A 21,403-nucleotide genomic window follows, 5' to 3' on the forward strand; every position below is an offset into this window, starting at 1 on the left:
GTTAATCAGACACCCTGAAGACGGAAAGTTTTCTTGCCCGAAAAAGCGCACACGATAACGCCAAACGATGCTAGCCTGAAGACTCACCAATTTCTTCTCGCGCCAACCATGGATGTCGTGCTGATTCTGGCTATCGCCGCGGTGCTGATAGTGCTCTTGTTCGATTACACCAATGGGTTTCACGACGCCGCCAATATCGTCGCCACGGTGATCGCTTCGCGCGCCATGACTCCGGTGCAAGCGGTGGTGATCGTCGGTTTTTTCGAATTCCTCGGCCCGCTGCTGGGCGGCACGGCGGTCGCCAATACCATCGGCAACTTCATCACCTTGGGCGACTTGAAAGCCACGGTATCGCTCACCATCATCCTGTGCGGACTGGTGGGCGCCATCGTCTGGAATCTGCTGACCTGGTGGCGAGGCATTCCTTCTTCTTCCTCGCATGCCTTGGTGGGTGGCCTCGCCGGCGTGGTGGCGGTGGCCGTCGGCGCCGATCATGTCGCATGGGGTTTCGAGGAGTTGCTGTTGCATGGTCATTTCACCGGTGTTACCAAGGTGCTGCTGGCCTTGGTGCTGTCGCCGCTAATCGGCTTCTGGGTGGGTTTCTTTCTGCACCGCCTGATGCTGTTTCTGCTGCGTGGCGCGAGTCACACGATCAATCGCAGCTTGCGCCGCGTCCAGTTCCTCACTGCCGCCGGCCTGGCTTTTTCCCACGGCGCCAACGACGCGCAGAAAAGCATGGGCATCCTCACTCTGGTGTTGCTGCTGGGCGGCTTCATCCATGAATTCGTCGTGCCATTCTGGGTGATGCTGGCCTGCGCCACGGCGATTACACTGGGCATCATGTCCGGCGGCTGGCGCATCGTGCGCACCCTGGGCTTTGCCATCTACAAAGTGCGACCGCTGCATGCGCTGGATTCCCAGCTCACCTCAGCGGGATTGATTTTCGCCGCCTCGCTGGTCGGGGCACCTGTTTCCACTACCCATGTCGTCGCCACCTCGATTATGGGGATCGGCGCCTCGGAGCGCCCCAAGGCGGTGCGTTGGGCGAAAGCGAAAGAGATTTCCATAACTTGGCTGATCACCATCCCCGGTGCGGCAATAGTGGCGATCGCATGTTATTTCATCGTGCAGCTGACAATGAACTCGATAGGATAAGCCATGAGCGAACCATCCAAATCCCTCCTCTCAGCGCTCTACAATCGCGTGTTTCCGAAAACGCCCAACTTCTTCAAGTTGCTGACTGAACAATGCGAGATGGTCAGCCTTTCGGTGGATGATCTGGTTGAATTCATGAAAACCGGTGACGAAACCCTGGGGAAAAAAATCAAGCAGGATGAGCATGAGGCCGACCTCATCAAAATGCGCAACCTCCATGCCCTGAACGAGGCCTTCTCCACCCCGATAGACCGGGAGGACATTTACCGGGCGATCGCCGATCTCGACCGGATCGTGACCTACTGCAAAACCACGGTCAGTGAAATGGACGTACTTGGGGTGACGCCGGACACCTTTATCGTCGAGAAGTCCAAGCTGCTGCAGGAAGGCGTAGACGCCCTGGTTGCGGGGTTCGGCAAGCTGGGCAGCACCCCCCTGACGGCAGCGGACGATGCTGATATAGCACGCAAGGCGCAGCGGCGGGTTGAAAGACTGTATCGCATCGCCTTGGCCGAGTTGTTCAAGGGCGACGACTACATCAACATGTTCAAGCGCCGCGAAATCTATCGCCACCTCTCCAATGCCGCTCACAACATGGCGCATTGCGCCAATACGTTGCACGATATCGTGGTGAAGATTTGTTAGGGATTAAGCTGGTGGTAAACCGCCTGCGCCACCTTAAGTAACTCGGTTTTTTCCAGATCGCCGGATAGCGCATAGCCAAGCGGCCCATCGATCCAGTAAAACACCCCGATGTTGTTTTCACGCGCATAACGAAATGCGGTTTCCCGGCTGTCGCCGCCATCCGTCCGCACGTACAGGGTGAGGCGCTGGCCGCGCCCATCCTGATACATGAACTGCGCCGCCGGGCCGCTGCTGCCGGGCAATAGCCGGCCGCCGACCAGTTCATAGCCGGCCTCGCTCAAGTGCGGTGCCTTGACTGAAACGCCCAGCCGTTTCGACAGCCAGGCCACCAGGTGGGCTTCCTGCTCTGCGCCCACTTCGACCGGGTGGCGCACTTCAGGGGTGTATACCACATGGGCCACAGCTGCCTGGCGGACAAAGGCCATGGTGGTGCCGGAATGCACATCCTGCGTGCCATGCAGGAACCAGCCGATCGTACCGCCGATAGTCAGCCACGCCACTACCGCAGCATGGCGCAGCAAGGACATGCCATGCCAGGAAGCCGGTGCCGGTCTTTGCAGGCGTGGCGGCACCGGCTCGTCCAGCACCGGATCGAACAAGGCATGCAAGGCCTCGTTCTGGCGCCGGCAATCCTCCACCCGCCCGGCCTCGACAGGGTGGCTGGCCAGCCACGCAGCCACCTCTGCGCAGCGTTTTTCATCCAGCTGGCCATCGGCATAGGCCTGCAATTCATCCTCGTTCACAGTCTGCATCTGCTCGCTCATTTCACCACCCTCAATGCCGGAACGGCCCCGCCCGCCATAATCTGGCGCAGGCGCTCGCGTCCGCGCGACAGGCGCGACATCACCGTTCCCAGCGGCACATCCAGTATTTTCGCCACTTCTTCGTAACGCATTTCCTCCAGCCCGACCAGCAGCAAGACTTCGCGCTGCTCTTGAGACAGGCAGCCGAGCGCCGCATGCACATCCCTGACCTGGAGCCCGTCGTCCTGGGTGGCACGTACCGGTACATCCAGCGTATCCTCTTCCAGCGGTAACAGCATGGGCGAAGCACTGTTTTTCCTGACGCCGTTCACATATACATTGTGCATGATGGAGAACAGCCAGGCACGCAGGTCGCTGTCGCGCCGCCACAGATGGAATTTGCCCCAGGCGCGTTCGAGCGTGTCCTGCACCAAGTCGTCGGCACGCGTACGATCTCCTGCCAGCGCCCGGGCATAGCGGCGCAGGCGGGGGATGTGCTCCTCGATCAGGCGGTCAAATTTTTCCACAAAGACTTAGTAGCCCAGCGCAAGTTTCGGGTCAATCTGCCACACTTCATTCACCAGTTTGCCTTCGCGGTAAACCAGCACGTAGCGTACCTTGATTGCGGCCTTGCCCTTGAATTCGACATTGGCAGTGACGGTGCTGCCCTTGGGATTGGCGCTTTCTTCCAGCTTTGCCATGGACACTTCGAGCGGCGCATTGGCCTTGGCGAATTTTTCCCAGGTTTCACGGATCTTGTCGCTGCCGGTATAGGCGCCATCGAGCGGTCCGCCCACCCATTGCAGGGTGGCGTTGCCGGAATAACCCTGCATGATTTGCTCGACATTGCCGGCGGCGATTGCCTTGAAGTGCGCGCTGGCGTCGTCTGCCGGGCCGGCGAAAGCCGCAGTGGAAAGGGAAAACAGTATGGCGGCGGCGAATGAATGGATTTTCTTGTTCATGGTCTGCTCCTGTTGAATAAATTTAGGGGGATTACGCTTGGGTAAACACCCGGGCTCAACAATTTATTCCAGGCATGGAACAAATATTTTTCAGGTCAGCAGCACGGCCACGATGCCACTCAGGAAAATCCCATCAAAAGTGCCTGCCCCGCCGATCGAGGCAAACGGCGCTCCCATTTTTCGGATGTCACCAAGGCGCGACAGATCGGCACCAATCAGCACCCCCAAGGTGCCACTGATGTAGGCGAGCGGTGCGCTGTTTTCCGGGTCAATGATGATAGAGGCCATCGCTGCAACCAGCGGTGCGACAAAAATGGGAATGCCGATACCCACGCCTGGCACCGGGCGGCTTGCCAGCCGGCACACCATGGCCACCAGAGCGACGGCACTAATCACCATCAACGGGTTGAGAGGATTATGCCGTAACAGGAAAACCGAAAAAGCCAGCGGAACCAGACAGCCGCCGACGTTGATCGCAACCACGGTTTTGCCGGTAAACTCCCTCGGCGGCAGCCTGAGCAGGCTGCGAAATGGTTGCGGCATAGAAGGCGACGGCCCCTCTGCCTTGACGCTGAATAGCGGCAGGTTGATCAGGCTGCCGAGCAGCGAGGTGAATAGCAACAACGTGGCGGAATGAGGCGACAGACCGAGCTTGTCGAAAGCCAGGGTCAGGGCGCCGATCTGGACAAAAACCGCCAGCAGGCCAAGCGCGACCAGAAGCAGCACGAAATATAAAGGCGAAAACGGCATGGTTCCATATACCGGTCAAACTCGAAAACGGCCTTTTATTAAATCAGGAAAAGCGTGGCCAGGCCGAGAAAAATGAAAAACCCGCCGCTGTCGGTCACGGCGGTGATCATCACGCTGGAGCCCACCGCCGGATCACGTCCAAGCTTGTGCATCAGCATCGGAATCAGCACGCCCATCAGCGCCGCCAGCAGGAGGTTGAGGATCATCGCTCCAGTCATCACCACGCCCAGTGCTGCATTGCGGTAGAGGAGCCAGGCGACCAGGCCGATGATCCCTCCCCAGATCAGTCCGTTGACCAGGCTGACTCCGAGTTCCTTGAGGAACAGCTTGCGGATGCTGCTGCCGCGAATCTGCCCCAGCGCCAAGGCGCGGACGATCATGGTCGTGGTCTGGTTGCCGGAATTGCCACCGATCCCGGCAACGATCGGCATCAGTGCCGCCAGTGCCACGATCTTCTCGATCGATCCTTCGAATACACCGATCACGCGTGAGGCGATAAACGCCGTCACCAGGTTGAGGGCCAACCAAGTCCAGCGGTTCTGGATACTTTTCCACACCGTGGCGAACAAATCTTCCTCTTCGCGCAAACCGGCCATGGAAAGCATTTCGCTGTCGCTCTCTTCGCGGATAAAGTCCATCACCACGTCCACCGTCAGCCGCCCTACCAGTCTGTTGCTCCGATCCACCACCGGCGCAGAAACCAGGTCATAGCGTTCGAAAGCCGAGGCCGCCTCATCCGCCTCGTCGTCCGGATGGAAGGTCACCGCATCCTCGGCCATCACCGCCGCCACACTTGCCTCGGGATCATGAACCAGCAGCCGCTCGAGGGACAGCACTCCCTTGAAATTGTCGTTGCGATCCACCACGAACAGTTTGTCGGTATGCCCTGGCAGCTCGCCCAGCCGGCGCAGGTAGCGCAGCACCACTTCCAGGGTGATATCGTCGCGGATGGAAACCATGTCGAAATCCATCAACGCACCGACCGTGTCTTCCGGGTAGGACATAGCCGACTGCAGGTGGGCGCGGTTCTGTGCATCCATCGACACCATCAGTTCCTGCAGCACATCGTGCGGCAGGTCGGGGGCCAGGTCGGCGATCTCGTCGGTATCGAGCTGTTCGGCGGCGGCGAGGAGTTCCTCACTGTCCATGCTGGCGATCAGCGATTCCCGCACTGCATCGGATACTTCCAGCAAAATGTCGCCGTCTCGTTCGACCTTGACCAGGTCCCAGACCTGCAGGCGTTGTTCCAGCGGCAAGGCTTCGAGGATGTAAGCAATATCGGCAGAATGAAGCTCGTCGAGTTTTTTCTGCAATTCGGCCAGATGCTGCTTGTGCACCAGCGTCTCGACCAGGTCATGGCGCGGCATGTCCTGTTTATGGACGAGTCCTTCTACCAGCTGATGCTTGCTCAGCAGCTCGACTACCTGTTGCAGTATCTCCTGCAGACTTTCCTGGATCCGGATTTTTTCAATTTCCGACATGCCGCCTGTCCCTTTGGTTTCCAGCCATCAACTTTCACCTTCGGCAAAACCGTGCGCGTTGCGCGCACAAGCCAGAATCTGACCGCTGATTGCTGGCAGCTATTTATTAGTAGGGCAAGAAAAAAAGGGGGGCGATAACGTCGGCCGAGGCCGGTAGGATCGCGATTTAGCCCGTTTTTCCGCTGTTCTCCAGCGGAAAAACCGTCAAGGCCGAAACAGCGTTGAAGGGGTAACCGCTAGAACAAAAAGTTTGGTGCGAAACTGCTACAACTATGACTGTCCAAGATGATGGACCTTTAAGTAAGAAAACATGTGAATTTTAATCGCCATCGGCAACCACTGTCAATTTCGGTTCGCCGGGAAATCATTAAATTTGGCTGTAAAGCTGGTAGCCGTTGCGCCCGGACTCTTTGGCACGATACATTGCCGTATCCGCATTTTTCATCAGCGTCTGGGTTTCCTCGCCATCTCTCGGGTACAGCGCGATCCCGACGCTGGTGGTGATGTGCAACTCATGGGAGCCGATCATGAGTGGAAGGTTCACCGCCTCGATCACCTTGCGCGCCACGATCTCAGCATCGCCTGCTTTCGCCGTTTCCGGCAACAGGATCACGAACTCGTCGCCGCCCATGCGTGCCACGGTGTCTGCCTCGCGTACGCATTCCACCAGTCGGGCGGCGACGGCCTTGAGCAGTTCATCCCCGACATCGTGCCCAAGCGTGTCGTTGATCTGCTTGAAATGGTCCAGGTCGAGAAAGATCAGCGTTAGCAACCGGCCGTAGCGCCTCGCCTGGGCCAGCGCAAGTACTAGTCGGTCGGCCAGCAAAACTCGGTTCGGCAGACCGGTCAGCATGTCGTGGTGCGCCATGTGATGGATGCGCGCCTCGGCCTGCTTGCGCTCGGTGATGTCCTGAAACGCCGCCACCGAACCGGTGATTTCGCCGCCGCGGTGCAGAGGCGCCGCAACGAAGGAAACCGGGAACAGCGTGCCATCCTTGCAGGTAAAATAATCCTCCAGGATACGGTAGGTTTCGCCCGAGTGTATGGACTGGTACACCGGACAATCACACACTGGAACATGGCTGCCGTCCGGCTTCTGGTAATGGAACGCCTCGTGGGCGTTCTGGCCGAGCAGTTCGGCCTCGGTCCAGCCGAGCAGGTGCTCCGCCGCCTTGTTCATGAAGGTTAGCTGGCCGTTGCGGTCGAGCACGTAGATGCCGTCGCCAAGTTCCGAGGTGATCTCGCGCAGCTTGGCCTCGCTCTCGCGCAGCGCGGCTTCGGCCAGTTTGCGCTCGGTAATATCGCGGGCGATCGACAGCACGACCGGTCGGCCCTTCAATTCAAACCGGTGCGCGTTGATCTCGACCGGGATTTTTCGCCCGTCGCGGGCGACATGCACGCTCTCGAACAGCGCATGGCCCTCGACCTCGATCTGACGGGAAATCTTTGGAATATCGACGGCGGATACCGCGTCGTCGATATCGAGCGGCGACAATTGCTGCAGTTCCTCCCGACTATAGTCGAGGCGCCGGCAAGCGAGGTCGTTGGCTTCGATGAATTTACCCGGCATTTCGCCCGGCGATATCGGATGGACCAGGATCGCGTCGTTGCCGTTGTTGAACAGCATGCGGAAACGCTCCTCGCTATCGCGCAGCGCCGCCTCGATCTGCCGGCGCTCGGTCACATCTATGCCGGTTGCGATGACAAACTCCACCTCGCCGTCGGCGTCCAGCAATGCCGTATTCGACCAGGCAATCATCCGGCGTGCGCCGTTTTTAGTCAGCCACCAGTTCTCGAATTCGCTGGGAAAATTTCCCGCCACCAGCCGGTCGAACGTTGACCTGACCGGCTGAAGCTCCTCCGGTATCAACAGCCGCTCCCAGATCGGCCTGCCGATCATCTCGGCGGCGGAGTAACCGGTCAATTTTTCACACTGGCGGTTAAAGCGTATCACACGGCCATTGCGGTCGAGCACCACCACCAGGGCACCAATCGTATCCAGTACTGCAGCGATAAAACTATGTTCGTTTTCCATGGCGCCCTTTCTATCTCATTGCGGGCTGCAAACAGTTTAAGGCCAAGCACATTTTATCTTGGAAACCGCTTTTGTAATCCGGGGGCAAACGCTTTTCCAGGTTTATCCCTCAACGAGCCAGGAAACATAAACGCTGTGCATGGCCCTGATAAGTTAACCCTATGGTGCCTGTACCTGATTCATCCGCGCCAGGATAATGCCGGTTTTTCTTTCCAGGCCGCGTGAATTCCGGTGAGTGTCAAAATAGCGCGGATTCGGTACCATCGAAGCGAGTCGGGCGGCTTGCTCCGCGGACAGGCTGGATGCGCTGGTCTTGTAGTAATGGCGCGCCGCCGCTTCGGCGCCGAACACGCCGTTGCCCCATTCGATGACATTGAGGTAGACCTCTAAAATGCGGCGCTTGCTCATCATTTTTTCCAGCATCACGGTGATGACTGCCTCCTCGGCCTTGCGCCAGAATACCTTCCGGGAAGAGAGGAACAGATTTTTGGCCAGCTGCTGGCTGATGGTGGAACCACCGGCGACGAGCTTGCCTTTTTTCTGGTTTTTTTCGTAGGCTTTCTGGATGCTCTCCCAGTCAAAGCCTTCGTGATCGAGAAATTTGGAGTCTTCAGCGGCGATCAGAGCGCGCTTGAGATTGTTGGAGATGCGGTTGTACGGCACCCACTGGTGGCGCAGTTCGGCGTCCGGTTGCTTGCTTTGCAGGACTTCCAGCCGTTGTTCCATGAAGGCGCTGGTGGAGGGGTTGTGATCCACCCACCACCAGATGTGGGCGAATATCCACAGCTGGTAGATCAGCACCACGGCAACGAACAGGGCGATGCTGCGCCACAGCCAGCGCCACAGGGTTTTCAGCATGATTTCAAAAGGCTCATGACGGATAGGGTTTGTGGCCGCACGCCGCGCCACAGGAAAAACGATTCTGCCGCCTGCTCGACCAGCATGCCCAGGCCGTCGGCCATCTGTGCCGCGCCGTTATCCCGCGCGAACTGCAGAAAGGGAGTCAGCCCCTTGCCGTACATCATGTCGTAGGCCAGCGCCCCCGGCGCGAACACACCCTGCGGCAAGGGAGGCAGGGCATTGCTCAGACTGCTGGAAGTCGCATTGATCACGATATCGAACAGGCTCCCCGCCAGCCGTGCATAATCGCCACCCTCGACCCGGCCATAAGCGGCGAAGTGTCGCTCGAGCTCGATGGCCTTTTTCGGTGTGCGGTTGGCGATGATCAGCCGCTCCGGCTTCTGCAGCAGCAAGGGAAGCAGCACGCCGCGGGCCGCGCCACCGGCGCCCATCAGCAGCACGCGCTTGCCCGCTAAGGAAATGGCCAGGTTTTCCCGAATATCCCGCGTCAGTCCGGCGCCATCGGTGTTGTCACCGAGTATCGTGCCGTCAGGCTCGAACTTCAGGGTATTGACCGCTTCCGCCAGACGCGCGCGATCGGTCAGGAGGGTTGCCAGCTTCCAGGCTTCCTGCTTGAACGGCACCGTCACATTCAGCCCCTTGCCGCCTTCCGCCTGAAACTTTTTTACCGTGCCGGCAAAGTCTTCCAGCGGCGCAAGCATGGCGGCGTACGCCATATCCTGATTGGTCTGGCGTGCAAACTCGGCGTGAATCAGCGGGGACTTGCTGTGGGCGATGGGGTTGCCGACAACGGCGTAACGATCGGTCATGAATGCTTCACATTTTAAGGACGTCGAATTATAAGGCAAAAGCCCTCTGATTTGCGTATCATAACGTCCCGAACCCATTGCTTCTTATTCTGAATATACCCGATGCCTCACCCCGATACCAAACCACACGCTGAAATCCACCCTGACCGGGTCGGGCGCTTAAAAGCCGCGCAAAAAGTGACCTGGATCAGCGTCGCGGTCAACGTGGTGCTGACCGTACTGCAGATCGTGGTCGGCCTGTTCGGAAAGTCCCAGGCCCTGGTCGCCGACGGTTTGCATTCCCTGTCCGACCTGCTGTGTGATTTCCTGGTGCTGTTCGCCAACCGCCATGGCGCGCGCGACGCGGATGAGGAGCATCCCTACGGTCATGCCCGCATCGAAACCGCTACCACACTGGCGCTAGGGCTGATTTTGCTCGGCGTCGGCGGCGCCCTGTTCTGGGGCGCAGTAGTACGACTGCAAGACCCTTCCGCGCTGCAGAAAGTCCACGTAGCCACGCTATGGATCGCCATACTGACCCTGATCGGCAAGGAATCGCTGTTCCGCTACATGTTGCATGTCGCGCGCAAGCTGCGCTCGCAGATGCTCGAAGCCAATGCCTGGCACGCCCGCTCCGACGCCGCCTCGTCGCTGGTGGTGGTGGCCGGTATCGGCGGAAACCTGCTTGGCTTCACCTCGATGGACATCCTGGCTGCGGTGCTGGTTGCGGTCATGATCATGCGCATGGGTTGGAAACAGGCATCCCAGGCAATTTCCGAGTTGATCGACACCAGTCTGGACAAGAACGAAGTGGAAGCAATACGGGCAACCCTGGTCGCCACCCCTGGCGTTCAGGGCGTGCATGAATTGCGTACCCGCCGCATGGGCGACCGCGCACTGGTGGACGCACATGTACTGGTAAACCCGCGTATCAGCGTCTCGGAAGGGCACTATATTGCCGAAAGCGCGCGTGCGCGCGTACTCAAACAACACCATGCGCTCGATGTGATGGTGCATATCGACCCGGAGGATGATTCTTCCGCCAAGCTCAACCAGCACCTGCCCAATCGCGAAACCTTGATTGCCCATCTGGAGCAACTTCTGGGGCAGGCGCTGCCTAGCCATGAAAAAGTGGTATTGCATTATCTGGATGGAAAAGCGGAAACCGAGATTTTCCTTGCCGGCGATGTCAGCCGCGAACAGCTCGCCGCACTCAAAACCGTAATCGCCGACCGCCTCCGGGGCGACCCATATTTTGTCGCCATTCATCTGCACCAACGTCATGCACCATAATGGTGCATTCTGCAGGCTATTTGCACAATTCCGGTGCGTCCGATCGGTGGTTGGCTACCCTCATCTCATCCTTCTTGTGGGGGGAGAGGTGGCAATGATTAAAGGCCATTTGTTTTGATTGGCAGTTATGGCACAATTGCTTTTTTTACGTTTTTGCCTGGCATGCTTCATGCTAATTTGCCTCCCAGTAGCAAAAATCCAGAATTCGAAATCATTTTAGTGCTAACTTTTTAGATACCTTTAGGAGATAAACATGGCGGTCGCCGACGTTTTGAAAATGATCAAGGACAACGACGTTAAATTCGTTGACCTGCGCTTTACCGATACCCGCGGCAAGGAACAGCACGTTACCATTCCCTCCCACGTAGTGGACGAAGCCTGGTTCGAAGGCGGTCACGCTTTCGACGGTTCATCCATCGCCGGCTGGAAAGGTATTCAGGCTTCCGACATGCAGCTGATGGCTGACCCGGATACCGCCAACATGGACCCGTTCTTCGACGAATCCACCCTGATCCTGTCCTGCGACGTGGTGGAGCCTTCCGATGGCAAGGGCTACGACCGTTGCCCACGCTCCATCGCCAAGCGTGCTGAAGCCTACCTGAAATCCACCGGCATCGGCGACACCGCCTACTTCGGCCCAGAACCCGAATTCTTCATTTTTGATTCCGTTACCTGGCACGCCGACATGTCTGGCGCTTCAGTAAAAATCGAGTCCGAAGAAGCTGCCTGGTCCTCCAGCGAAAAATTCGAAGGCGGCAACGTCGGCCACCGTCCCGGTATCAAGGGCGGTTACTTCCCCGTTCCTCCAGTCGATTCTTTCCAGGACATCCGCTCCGCCATGTGTCTGGCGCTGGAAGAAATGGGCGTGCCGGTCGAAGTGCATCACCATGAAGTGGCGACCGCCGGCCAGTGCGAAATCGGTACCCGGTTCAGCACTCTGGTAAAACGCGCCGACTGGACCCAGATCCTGAAATACGTGGTATTCAACGTTGCCCATGCCTATGGCAAGACCGCGACCTTCATGCCCAAGCCTATCGTTGGCGACAACGGTTCCGGCATGCACGTGCACCAGTCGATCTGGAAAGACGGCCAGAACCTGTTCGCCGGTAACGGTTACGGCGGTCTGTCCGAAATGGCCCTGTTTTATATCGGCGGCATCATCAAGCATGCCCGCGCTCTGAATGCGATCACCAACCCCGGCACCAACTCCTACAAGCGTCTGGTCCCAGGCTTCGAAGCGCCGGTTATGTTGGCCTACTCCGCCAAGAACCGCTCCGCTTCGATTCGTATTCCGCACGTAGCCAACCCCAAGGGCCGCCGCATTGAAACCCGCTTCCCGGATCCTTCTGCCAACCCGTACCTGTGCTTCTCCGCTCTGATGATGGCCGGTCTTGACGGCATCCAGAACAAGATTCACCCAGGCGACGCAATGGACAAGAACCTGTACGACCTGCCGCCGGAAGAGGGGAAACTGATCCCGACCGTGTGCTCGTCGCTGGATCAGGCGCTGGAATACCTGGACAAGGATCGCGAGTTCCTGACCCGTGGCGGCGTGTTCTCCAACGACTGGGTCGATGCCTTTATCGAACTGAAAATGGAGGAGGTTACCCGCTTCCGCATGACCACCCATCCGGTCGAGTTCTCCATGTATTACAGCCTGTAATCCTCGGCGCAGCAGTTCAAAAGGGCGGGTTACCCCGCCCTTTTTTATTTGCCTGTCAGCCTATTCATCTCCGAAACGTTGATAAAGTTTGGTTAATCCCTTAATCTGAATCAGATCAAAACAAGCGCCCTTCACGTTTGCCCCCTCGCCCGTTTGCGGGAGAGGGTTGGGGAGAGGGCTCTTCATGGATAAATTGCCTATGAGAACCGCGCTACTGATTTTTACTTTGCTCTTCCTGGGGCAGGCCGCCCATGCCGATATCTATATGTCGGTGGATGAAAATGGCCGAAAAACCTATACCAACTTCCCCAAAAAGGGTGCCAAGAAACTCAATCTTGATCCGCCTTCCACGATGGCAGCTCCCAAGCCCCGCGCCCCAACGGCGACACCGCCCGGTTTTCCTCGCGTTGATGGCGAAACCCAGAAGCAGCGTGATGGAACGCGCCGCAGCATTCTGGAGCAGGAACTGGCTACCGAGCAGAACTTGCTGGATGAGGCCAAAAAAGCACTGACCGAAGGCGAGGCAACGCGCTTGGGCGGCGAGCGAAACTACCAGAAATACCTGGATCGGGTACAGGGCCTGAAAGACAATGTCGCTTTGCACGAAAAGAATGTCGAGGCGCTGAACAAGGAACTGGCCGGCGTAAAGTAACTCCCCCGTCATCCCTGGCGTGACTCTTGCTTAACTCATAGCCAATTACCCAGGGATGAAGCACTCGTGATAACCCAACTCTTTGCCGGACTTGAACACCTGACCACCGCCGTGATCCTGCTCGATCAGGATCTGCATGTGGCTTATCTCAATCCGTCCGCGGAAAATCTGTTCAAGCTCAGCCGCAAGCATGTGGTCGGCATACCTCTGCAGCAGGTATTTGGCGATACCGAGACACTGCCCATGGCCGTCGAGTCGGCGCTGCTCACCCAGGCCAGTTTTACCGAGCATGAAATTCTCCTGAATACACACGGTAACCACAGCCTGTCTGTCAGCTGCACCGTCACTCCGGTGGATGTCGGCAGCATTAGCCTAATACTGGAATTTCACCAGATCGACAAGCAGCTGAAAATCGCCCGCGAAGAGCGCATGCAGGTACAGCAACAAGCCAACCGGGAACTGCTGCGCAATCTCGCTCACGAAATCAAGAACCCTCTGGGTGGTCTGCGCGGTGCGGCGCAGCTTCTGGAGTACGAACTCCCCCGTGCCGGCCTGCGCGAATATACCCAGGTGATCATCCAGGAGGCCGACCGTCTGCAGAAGCTGATGGATCGGTTGCTCACCCCCAGCCATCTGCCGCACCTGCGTGCCACCAACATTCACGAGGTGCTGGAGCGGGTGCGCAGCCTGACTCTGGCAGAAACGCCCAAAGGTATCACCATCCGGCGCGACTACGACACCAGCCTGCCGGATCTGGTGGCAGATCCGGAGCAACTGATCCAGGCGGTGCTCAATATTGTGCGCAACGCGGTGCAATCCATGCAGGGAAAAGGAGAAATCATCCTGCGTACGCGCATTGCACGCCAGGTCACGCTGGTGAAAAAGCGCTACCGTCAGGCGATCCAGGTACAAATCATCGACAATGGCCCTGGCATTCCCGATGCAATCCGCGAAAAAATCTTTTATCCCCTGGTTTCCGGGAGGGAGGGGGGTAGCGGCATGGGACTGACCCTGGCACAAACCCTGATCAACCAGCACCAGGGTACGATCGAATGCGACAGCCGCCCTGGCTACACCTGCTTTACGCTGCTGCTGCCACTTACCGACATTGAAGGAGTATGCAAATGAAAGCCGTCTGGGTCATCGATGATGACCGCTCCATCCGCTGGGTGTTCGAAAAGGCACTAGCGCGGGAACAAATCGAGTTCCGCTCCTTCTCCACTGCCCAGGATGCCCTGTCTGCGCTGGAAACCGATACCCCTCAAGTGGTGGTAAGCGACATTCGCATGCCCGGTACCTCCGGGCTGGAACTGCTGGATCAGATCAAGGAACACCTGCCGGATGTGCCGGTCATTATTATGACAGCCTACTCCGATCTGGACAGTGCCGTTTCGGCTTTCCAGGGCGGGGCCTTCGACTATTTGCCCAAACCCTTCGATGTCGATCAGGCCGTGGCGCTGGTTCGTCGCGCCCTGAGCGAGAGCGTGCGCCAATCGGCCAAGCCGGAATCGGCAGAATCCGTCACCGAAATTCTCGGCCAGGCACCGGCAATGCAGGAAATTTTTCGCGCCATCGGACGTTTGTCCCAATCGCATGTCACCGTGCTGATCAATGGTGAATCGGGCACCGGCAAGGAACTGGTGGCACACGCCCTGCATCGCCATAGTCCGCGTGCCGAAATGCCGTTCATTGCCCTCAATACCGCGGCCATTCCGAAGGATTTGCTCGAATCCGAGCTTTTCGGTCATGAACGTGGCGCCTTTACCGGTGCGCAGGCCCTGCGCCGCGGGCGCTTCGAACAGGCTGACGGTGGCACCTTGTTCCTGGACGAAATCGGCGACATGCCGCCCGATTTGCAGACCCGTCTGCTGCGCGTGCTCTCCGATGGCCAGTTCTACCGCGTCGGCGGACATCAGCCGGTCAAGGTTAACGTGCGCGTCATCGCCGCCACCCACCAGAACCTGGAGCAGCACGTCAGGCAGGGGCTGTTCCGCGAAGATCTGTTCCACCGTCTGAATGTCATTCGTCTGCGCCTGCCTCCCTTGCGCGAACGTGGTGAGGACATTCCACTCCTGGCTAAATATTTTCTGCAAAAAAGTGCGCGCGAACTGGGGGTTGAACCGAAAATGCTGTCGCCGGTCGCCATGCGCTATCTCAGCACCCTCAGCTGGAGCGGCAACGTGCGCCAACTGGAGAACGTCTGCCACTGGCTGACGGTGATGGCGCCAGGTCAGAACATTGAAATTGCCGACCTGCCGCCGGACCTGCGTGAAGATCAGGCAGCAGCTGTCGAGAGAAGCTGGCAGGAAGTATTAGGCCGCGAAGCGGACAAGGAATTCAACCGTGGCGAACAGGGTGTGATGGACAAGTTTTCCCGGGATTTCGAGAAAATATTGATTACCTGCGCGCTGAAGCACACTGCGGGCAGGCGCATCGAAGCCGCCACTCTACTGGGCCTGGGGCGCAACACGCTGACACGCAAGATCCAGGAGCTGGGGCTGGAACGAGGTGGAGCGGAGGGGTGAAGCAATACTGCAGTTATCCGGGACAAGCAGCGAGACAGCGCAATGCGCAAAGATCTTTCAGCAGTATGGTGTCGTTATGCGTTTCGATCATACCGTCGCTGCGCAGGCGCGCCATTATGCGCGAAAAAGTCTCGGGCTGAATGCCGAGGCGGGAGGCAATCACCAGCTTGGGCACCAACAGGCGTATGCGAGAAGATTGCATCACGCCTTCGGGCACCTGTTCAAGCAGGTATTCGGCAAGGCGCTGCGTGCCGCTGTGCAGGGTAAGCCGGTCGATCTCGTTGATCATGCCATTCAGGCAATGGCTCATGCTCGTCATCAGGCTGAAGCACAACGCGTTGTTGTCCTTCAGCAGGGTCATGAAATTCTTGCAATCGAAAGCAAATACCGTCGAAGGCTCGATTGCAGCGGCATGGAGCGGGTACGTGCCGGCGAACATTACCGCTTCGGCAAACAACTGCTTCGGAGCGGCCAGGTCCATGACCTTTTCCGTGCCATCCACCGAGAGCCGGTAGAGCTTGATCATGCCGCGCTGTACCAGGTAGAAATGGTGGCAGGGTTCGCCTTGAGAAAAAATGGTTTGGCCCGTATTCAGTTCCACCACCTGCCCATAATTGACGAGCTGCTTCAACTCATCGTCAGAGAGTGACGCAAAAAGTGTGCATTGCCTGATTTGTTCGATGAGTTGTTGGATTAAAGGCATGAGCGAATTATATGTGAAATTTGACATACATCAATGCGCGTCAATTTAACCAGCCTGATAATTTTGGGTTCCTGAGGAGGGTTACATGCACAAACGCAACCGATTGTTTGTCTCCATCGCCCTGGTCTACGGACTGCTCGGCGGCCTGATTGCGATCGTTCGACTGATAGACCCGAGTCTGATCCCCGGCAACGTGCCCCGCGCCCATGGCCACATCATGCTGCTCGGCTTCATCCTGATGATGATTTATGGTATTGCCCTGCACGTATTGCCGCGCTTCGGCGGCTTCCCCCTGTATTCCGAACAGATGGCCGACTGGCAGCTATATTTGGCCAATGCCGGTTTGCCATTGATGATCGCCGGATGGCTGGGCTGGCGCGACATGCTGGTGATGGTCGGGGGAGTGCTTACCTACGGCGCAATCGTGCTGTTCGGCCTGAACATGATCCTCACCGTTCGCGCCAGAGGGCAGGGCAGAACCATTTCCGTGCAATGAAAATCGAATTGATCGTTTCCGGCTCTTGTCCATTCTGCCTGGAAGCGGAAAAAGTCTGGCGTGCCGCGGCTGCCGATCACGGTTTCGAATTTTCTGTAGTAGATATTATTCAACCGGAAGGCGCAGCGCTGACGCAGCGCCTCAATCTGCAAACCGTCCCGGCGCTATTGATCGGCGGCAAACTGCGGGCAGTCGGCGTGCAAAGCCCAGAGGAAGCGCTCACTCTGCTTCTGCCCGCCCGTCAGGAAGCGCACGACCGGATGCAGCAGATGGGGGTCGCCTTTTCTCCGGACAACCGCTGGTTTATTCTGGCAGCTCAAGCTTACCTGATGCTTGCCGGTCTGGGACTGCTGATGAACGGCAGCTTCCTAAGCGACAATGCCGCCCGCCCGGCATTCATGCACCTGTTCACCCTCGGTTTTATGCTGTTCATGATTTACGGTCTTGCCAGCCACATGTTGCCGCGCTTCACCGGCAACCCGATCCGCGAGGGCGTCTGGCCCTGGCTGCAAATGGGTCTGGCTCATTGTGGGGTAATCGGCTATGCCGCAGGCTATCTTGCCGGTCGGCACACTCTGATTGTCGTGGGGGCAGTGCTAACGTGGCTGTCGCTGGCGATATTCGCTTTCAGGGTCTGGCCGGTGCTGTGGCCAGAAAAAGCCTAGAATTCGACCATCACCGGCGCATGATCCGAAGGCCGCTCTGCTTTGCGCGCTTCCTTGTCGATGATGCAGGATTTGCAGGTGCGCGCCAGTTCGCCGCTTAGCAGGATATGGTCGATGCGCAGGCCCATGTTGCGGCGGAAGGCATTCATACGGTAATCCCACCAGGAATAGATCTTTTCCGGCTGCTCGAACAAACGGAAACTGTCGGTCAGCCCTGAATCCACCAGACGCTGGAAAGCCTCGCGCTCAGGCAGGCTGAACAACACCTGACCCTCCCAGGCTTTGGGGTCATGGACATCACGGTCATCCGGCGCGATATTGAAATCACCCAGCACTGCCAGCCTGGGGTGGCACGCCAGTTCATCGGTCAGCCAGGCCGTCAGGGCTTCCAGCCAGCCCAGCTTGTACTGGTACTTGTCTGAATCCACGCTCTGGCCGTTGGGGATGTAGAGGTTGATGACCCGCACGCCAGCGATGGTTGCCGCCAGTACGCGCTTTTGTACGTCCGCGTAGCCGGGAATGGCGGTTATTATTTCCGAGGCTGAGGTTTTGCTCAGTATCGCCACGCCGTTATAGGTTTTCTGGCCGCTGAAAACGGTCTGGTAGCCGGCGGCGGAAATTGCTGCCGCCGGAAAATTCACGTCCTCCAGCTTGGTTTCCTGCAGGCACAGCACATCTGGCTGATGTGCCGCGAGCCAGTCCAGGACTTGGGGAAGACGAACTTTAAGGGAATTGACGTTCCAGGTAACCAGCTTCATGAAGAGTTACGGTTTTTTCTCGCCACCACTCGTTGCAGGTTTCTGCTCGCCGTTGGCGTCAGTTTTTACCGGCGCTTTCGATTTGGGCCTCAGGAATGGGACACTCTCGGGGTAGCCAGCCTCGTCCAGCGCCGCATTCCAGGCTTCTGAATCGTACCCCTTAAGGCGAGTCGCCGTGCCAACTACCAGAACCGGTACTTCCAGTGCGCCAATCAGCTTCTTCAGCTCAGCCTGAACCTCCGGTGTGCTGGCATTTTTTTCATTGAACGGAACGCCGCGCTTGGTCAAATGCTCACGTGCCTTGGCGCAGGCATCACCACACCCGGAATTATACAAGGTGACCGGAAAATTCTTTGCCGCCCGGCGGGAAGCGTAGGGGAGCTGGCCGTCATCCGCCGGCTGGGTGCCGATCTCCTTTTCCTCGATCATCCTGGCCGCAGAAGGCGGCGGGGGCTGTTCGCTGTAATGCACCTTGCCATCGGTGTCCACCCATCGGTAAAGGGAGGCGGATTGTGCCGAATACACCGCGAACATGCAGAGAATACAAAAAAAGACAGCGAGTTTCATATCCGAAGCCCATGCAAACGTTTATGGTAGTAAGCCCTGAGAGCCAGGACACCGATCACCACTCCGCCGGCAAACGCACTGAATGCCAGCAGCAGCAGATAGGAAGTCGGTGCGATAGCCTCCGGCTTGTTTTGTTTCTGCTCCACTTCGCGCTGCAGGTTCGCCAACTCCACCCGTGCAGCTACCAGTTCTTTTTGTGCAACCTCAAGTGCCGCCTGGTTTTGATTGGTTTTTTCCGGATCGGTCTTGTGGATAGTCAGGAGCTTGAGCTGCACCCAGCCCGTCTCTTCGTCAACGGTTTTAACTTTCGCGTAATCCTGATCGATCTCAATCACTTGTACTTCCGTGCTGGGAGGCAATACTTTAACCACGCGGTAGTTTTCTGCTTTGCCGCTACGCATGTTGACGCGAGCAGTGTCGGTCACCAACGCCGTTTGCGCCGTTGCCGCTCCGCCCCACATCAGCATCGTCAGAAACAGAAAAATCTTCATCTGCTCAACTTGTTATATGAATATGTTTAAGTAATATCACAAGTAAAACCCAAAAATCAAGTTTTTTATTGAGCAATTTATCCGCAAGCTTAAATCCCGCTCATGCCGTTATGCCTTAACAGCGCATCGATACTCGGCTCACGGCCGCGGAATGCGGTGAATGATTCCAGTGCCGAGCGGCTACCGCCGACGCCGAGGATTTCGCTCCAGAAACGGTGGCCGGCCTCTGGACTGAGCACGCCGCTTTCCTCGAACAGGCTGTAAGCGTCCGCCGACAGCACTTCAGCCCACTTGTAGCTGTAATACCCCGCCCCGTAGCCGCCGGCGAAAATGTGCGAGAAATTGTTGGGAAAGCGATTGTAGTCGGGAGGGAACATCACCGCGACGCGGCGGCGGATTTCGTCCAGTAACTGCAAAGCCGTCGTGCCGCTATCCGGGTCAAAATCGTAGTGCAGATGCATGTCGAATAGAGAGAACTCAATCTGGCGTACCGTCTGCATGCCGCTCTGGAAATTCTTGGCGTCTATCATCTTGTCGAACAGCGCACGCGGTAAAACTTCACCCGTATCCACATGCTTCGCCATGTGGCGCACCACCTCCCATTCCCAGCAGAAGTTTTCCATGAACTGGCTGGGCAGTTCCACCGCATCCCACTCCACCCCGCTGATGCCGGACACGCCCAGATCCTCGATACGGGTGAGCAGGTGGTGCAGGCCGTGACCGAACTCATGAAACAGGGTGATCACTTCGTCGTGGGTGAACAGTGCCGGCTTGCGGCCGACCGGCGCGGAAAAATTGCAATTCAGGTAGGCCACCGGCACCTGAACCGCGCCGTCACGAATCCTGCGGGTGATGGCATCGTCCATCCAGGCACCGCCGCGCTTGTGGTCGCGGGCGTAAAGGTCGAGGTAGAACTGGCCGACCGGCTCGCCCTTGCTGTCGCTCAGGGTGTAGAAGCGCACATCGCCGTGCCACACCGGCGCCGGAGTTGGCTCGATGCTCAGGCCGTAAAGTGTTTCCACCACCTTGAACATGCCGGGCAGCACGACGGTTTCCGGAAAATACTGCTTCACCTCGTTATCGGAGAAGGCATAGCGCTTGAGGCGCAATTTTTCCGCCGCATAGGACACATCCCACGCTGCCAGATCAGCCAGACTCAGTTCGTCTCGGGCGAATTCCGTCAGTTCCCTGAAATCCTTCTCGGCATAAGGTTTTGCCCGTTTCGCCAGATCGTCGAGAAAATCCAGTACCTGTTGCGGTGATTGCGCCATCTTGGTAGACAGTGAAACGTCGGCGTAATGATCGAAACCGAGCAGTTGCGCCGCCTCCCGGCGCAGCCTGAGGATATCTGCGACCAGTCCGGTGTTGTCCCAGTCGGCCTTGCCGAACTCGGAAGCGCGCGTCACGTAGGCGCGATAGATCTGCTCACGCAGGCTACGGTTTTCCGCGTACTGCATCACCGGCATATAGGAGGGTGCATGCAGGGTAAATTTCCAGCCTGGTTTGCCGTCCTTCTGCGCCGCTTCGCGAGCCGCCTGCAAGGCATCTTCGGGAATGCCCGCCAGCTCGGATTCGTTTTCAACGAACAGGCCGAAATCATTGGTCGCATCGAGCAGGTTTTCCTCGAACCGGGCCGACAGCGCCGACAGCTCCTCCTGAATCGCCTTGAAGCGCGGCTTCTTGTCCTCGGCCAGTTCCGCGCCACCCAGGCGGAAATCGCGTACTTCGTTGTCGATAATCTTCTTGCGCGGGGCAGACAGCGCCTCGAATTCCGGAGCACTGCGCAACGCCTTGAATTTTCCGAACAGTGCCAGGTTCTGCGACAGGTCGGCGTAGTAGGCGGTAATCTTGGGCAGATTCTCGTTGTACACCTCGCGCAGCTCCGGGCTGTTCACCACCGCATTCAGGTGGGAAACCTGGCCCCAGGCGCGGGACAGACACTCGTTGGCGTCCTCCAGCGGTTGGATGAAACTGTTCCAGCCCGGCGCACTGGTTTCTGCCGCCAGCCTGTCCACCAAAGCGCGGTTTTCCGCTAGCAGGGAGTCCACCGCAGGCGTGACGTGTTCGGGTTTGATTTCAGGAAAACGGGGCAGGCCGGAGAAGTCGAGCAAAGGATTCATGGGTAAGGTCTCTGGTTAGGCGAAACGGGAACGGATTATACTATGGGCAT

General features: G+C 57.9%; 22 protein-coding genes. 9 read left to right on the forward strand and 13 right to left on the reverse strand.

The features are described 5' to 3' along the window. The first annotated feature begins 33 nt into the window (after positions 1–33). Together SCD_RS00905 and SCD_RS00910 are read left to right on the forward strand one after the other, a co-directional pair. Positions 34–1,155 carry an inorganic phosphate transporter gene (locus SCD_RS00905; RefSeq protein WP_021035734.1) on the forward strand — a complete coding sequence of 374 codons (1,122 nt, stop codon included), beginning with the start codon at positions 34–36 and terminating at the stop codon, positions 1,153–1,155. 3 nt (positions 1,156–1,158) lie between these two features. Then, positions 1,159–1,800 (forward strand): DUF47 domain-containing protein, encoded by a 642-nt coding sequence (locus SCD_RS00910; protein ID WP_009207021.1) that lies wholly within the window; start codon positions 1,159–1,161, stop codon positions 1,798–1,800. Here the strand turns inward: SCD_RS00910 and SCD_RS00915 are convergent. The 8 genes from SCD_RS00915 to aroE form a co-directional block, all read right to left on the reverse strand. After that, positions 1,797–2,564: an anti-sigma factor family protein gene (locus SCD_RS00915; RefSeq protein ID WP_009207020.1), complete on the reverse strand. Its 768-nt coding sequence runs from the start codon at positions 2,562–2,564 to the stop codon at positions 1,797–1,799. The two genes, SCD_RS00910 and SCD_RS00915, sit on opposite strands and share 4 nt — an antisense overlap. After that, positions 2,561–3,070 carry an RNA polymerase sigma factor gene (locus tag SCD_RS00920; RefSeq protein ID WP_009207019.1) on the reverse strand — a complete coding sequence of 170 codons (510 nt, stop codon included), beginning with the start codon at positions 3,068–3,070 and terminating at the stop codon, positions 2,561–2,563. The genes SCD_RS00915 and SCD_RS00920 overlap by 4 nt, the downstream gene beginning before the upstream one ends. A 6-nt stretch (positions 3,071–3,076) precedes the next feature. After that, on the reverse strand, positions 3,077–3,505 hold the full coding sequence (locus SCD_RS00925) for a nuclear transport factor 2 family protein (protein WP_009207018.1): 429 nt from the start codon (positions 3,503–3,505) through the stop codon (positions 3,077–3,079). Between the two features lie 90 nt (positions 3,506–3,595). After that, positions 3,596–4,255, reverse strand: coding sequence for a DUF1614 domain-containing protein (locus SCD_RS00930; RefSeq protein WP_009207017.1), 660 nt, complete (start codon positions 4,253–4,255; stop codon positions 3,596–3,598). Positions 4,256–4,293: 38 nt separating this feature from the next. After that, entirely contained in the window at positions 4,294–5,736 is a 1,443-nt protein-coding gene (mgtE, locus tag SCD_RS00935) for a magnesium transporter (RefSeq protein ID WP_009207016.1), read from the reverse strand. 367 nt (positions 5,737–6,103) lie between these two features. Further along, the gene (locus tag SCD_RS00940) at positions 6,104–7,771 is read right to left on the reverse strand and encodes a sensor domain-containing protein (protein WP_009207015.1); all 1,668 of its coding nucleotides are present in this window, start codon (positions 7,769–7,771) and stop codon (positions 6,104–6,106) included. 159 nt (positions 7,772–7,930) lie between these two features. Next, positions 7,931–8,629: a monofunctional biosynthetic peptidoglycan transglycosylase gene (gene mtgA / locus SCD_RS00945; RefSeq protein WP_009207014.1), complete on the reverse strand. Its 699-nt coding sequence runs from the start codon at positions 8,627–8,629 to the stop codon at positions 7,931–7,933. Next, positions 8,623–9,441, reverse strand: coding sequence for a shikimate dehydrogenase (gene aroE / locus SCD_RS00950; protein ID WP_041673270.1), 819 nt, complete (start codon positions 9,439–9,441; stop codon positions 8,623–8,625). The genes mtgA and aroE overlap by 7 nt, the downstream gene beginning before the upstream one ends. A gap of 102 nt (positions 9,442–9,543) precedes the next feature. Here aroE and SCD_RS00955 point away from each other — a divergent pair, with 102 nt between their 5' ends. The 5 genes from SCD_RS00955 (at position 9,544) to ntrC (ending at position 15,553) form a co-directional block, all read left to right on the forward strand. Continuing rightward, positions 9,544–10,713 carry a cation diffusion facilitator family transporter gene (locus SCD_RS00955; RefSeq protein WP_009207012.1) on the forward strand — a complete coding sequence of 390 codons (1,170 nt, stop codon included), beginning with the start codon at positions 9,544–9,546 and terminating at the stop codon, positions 10,711–10,713. 253 nt (positions 10,714–10,966) lie between these two features. After that, a complete protein-coding gene (glnA, locus tag SCD_RS00960) occupies positions 10,967–12,376 on the forward strand; it encodes a glutamate--ammonia ligase (RefSeq protein ID WP_009207011.1) in 1,410 nt (469 codons plus the stop codon). Positions 12,377–12,575: 199 nt separating this feature from the next. After that, complete coding sequence (locus SCD_RS00965) at positions 12,576–13,028, forward strand: DUF4124 domain-containing protein (RefSeq protein WP_009207010.1); 453 nt, start codon at positions 12,576–12,578, stop codon at positions 13,026–13,028. Between the two features lie 66 nt (positions 13,029–13,094). Then, complete coding sequence (glnL, locus tag SCD_RS00970) at positions 13,095–14,156, forward strand: nitrogen regulation protein NR(II) (RefSeq protein WP_009207009.1); 1,062 nt, start codon at positions 13,095–13,097, stop codon at positions 14,154–14,156. After that, entirely contained in the window at positions 14,153–15,553 is a 1,401-nt protein-coding gene (ntrC, locus tag SCD_RS00975) for a nitrogen regulation protein NR(I) (protein WP_009207008.1), read from the forward strand. Before glnL ends, ntrC begins: the two co-directional genes overlap by 4 nt. Before the next feature lie 13 nt (positions 15,554–15,566). Here ntrC and SCD_RS00980 read toward each other — a convergent pair whose 3' ends face one another. Next, positions 15,567–16,256, reverse strand: a complete 690-nt coding sequence (locus SCD_RS00980; protein ID WP_041673272.1) for a Crp/Fnr family transcriptional regulator — start codon at positions 16,254–16,256, stop codon at positions 15,567–15,569. An 85-nt stretch (positions 16,257–16,341) separates the two neighbouring features. Between SCD_RS00980 and SCD_RS00985 the strand changes: the two genes are divergently transcribed. After that, positions 16,342–16,752: a hypothetical protein gene (locus SCD_RS00985; RefSeq protein WP_009207006.1), complete on the forward strand. Its 411-nt coding sequence runs from the start codon at positions 16,342–16,344 to the stop codon at positions 16,750–16,752. Continuing rightward, a complete protein-coding gene (locus tag SCD_RS00990) occupies positions 16,749–17,417 on the forward strand; it encodes a glutaredoxin family protein (protein ID WP_009207005.1) in 669 nt (222 codons plus the stop codon). The genes SCD_RS00985 and SCD_RS00990 overlap by 4 nt, the downstream gene beginning before the upstream one ends. Here SCD_RS00990 and xth read toward each other — a convergent pair. The 4 genes from xth to SCD_RS01010 all read right to left on the reverse strand — a co-directional run bounded on the left by xth (position 17,414) and on the right by SCD_RS01010 (position 21,353). Further along, positions 17,414–18,175, reverse strand: a complete 762-nt coding sequence (gene xth / locus SCD_RS00995; protein ID WP_009207004.1) for an exodeoxyribonuclease III — start codon at positions 18,173–18,175, stop codon at positions 17,414–17,416. The genes SCD_RS00990 and xth overlap by 4 nt on opposite strands. A 6-nt stretch (positions 18,176–18,181) precedes the next feature. After that, positions 18,182–18,742 (reverse strand): glutaredoxin family protein, encoded by a 561-nt coding sequence (locus tag SCD_RS01000; RefSeq protein ID WP_070099565.1) that lies wholly within the window; start codon positions 18,740–18,742, stop codon positions 18,182–18,184. After that, positions 18,739–19,233: a TIGR04211 family SH3 domain-containing protein gene (locus SCD_RS01005; protein ID WP_009207002.1), complete on the reverse strand. Its 495-nt coding sequence runs from the start codon at positions 19,231–19,233 to the stop codon at positions 18,739–18,741. The genes SCD_RS01000 and SCD_RS01005 overlap by 4 nt, the downstream gene beginning before the upstream one ends. 89 nt (positions 19,234–19,322) lie before the next feature. Further along, positions 19,323–21,353: a M3 family metallopeptidase gene (locus tag SCD_RS01010; RefSeq protein WP_009207001.1), complete on the reverse strand. Its 2,031-nt coding sequence runs from the start codon at positions 21,351–21,353 to the stop codon at positions 19,323–19,325. Positions 21,354–21,403 lie beyond the last annotated feature (50 nt).

The sequence above is a fragment of the Sulfuricella denitrificans skB26 genome (genome assembly GCF_000297055.2).
GTDB lineage: Bacteria > Pseudomonadota > Gammaproteobacteria > Burkholderiales > Sulfuricellaceae > Sulfuricella > Sulfuricella denitrificans.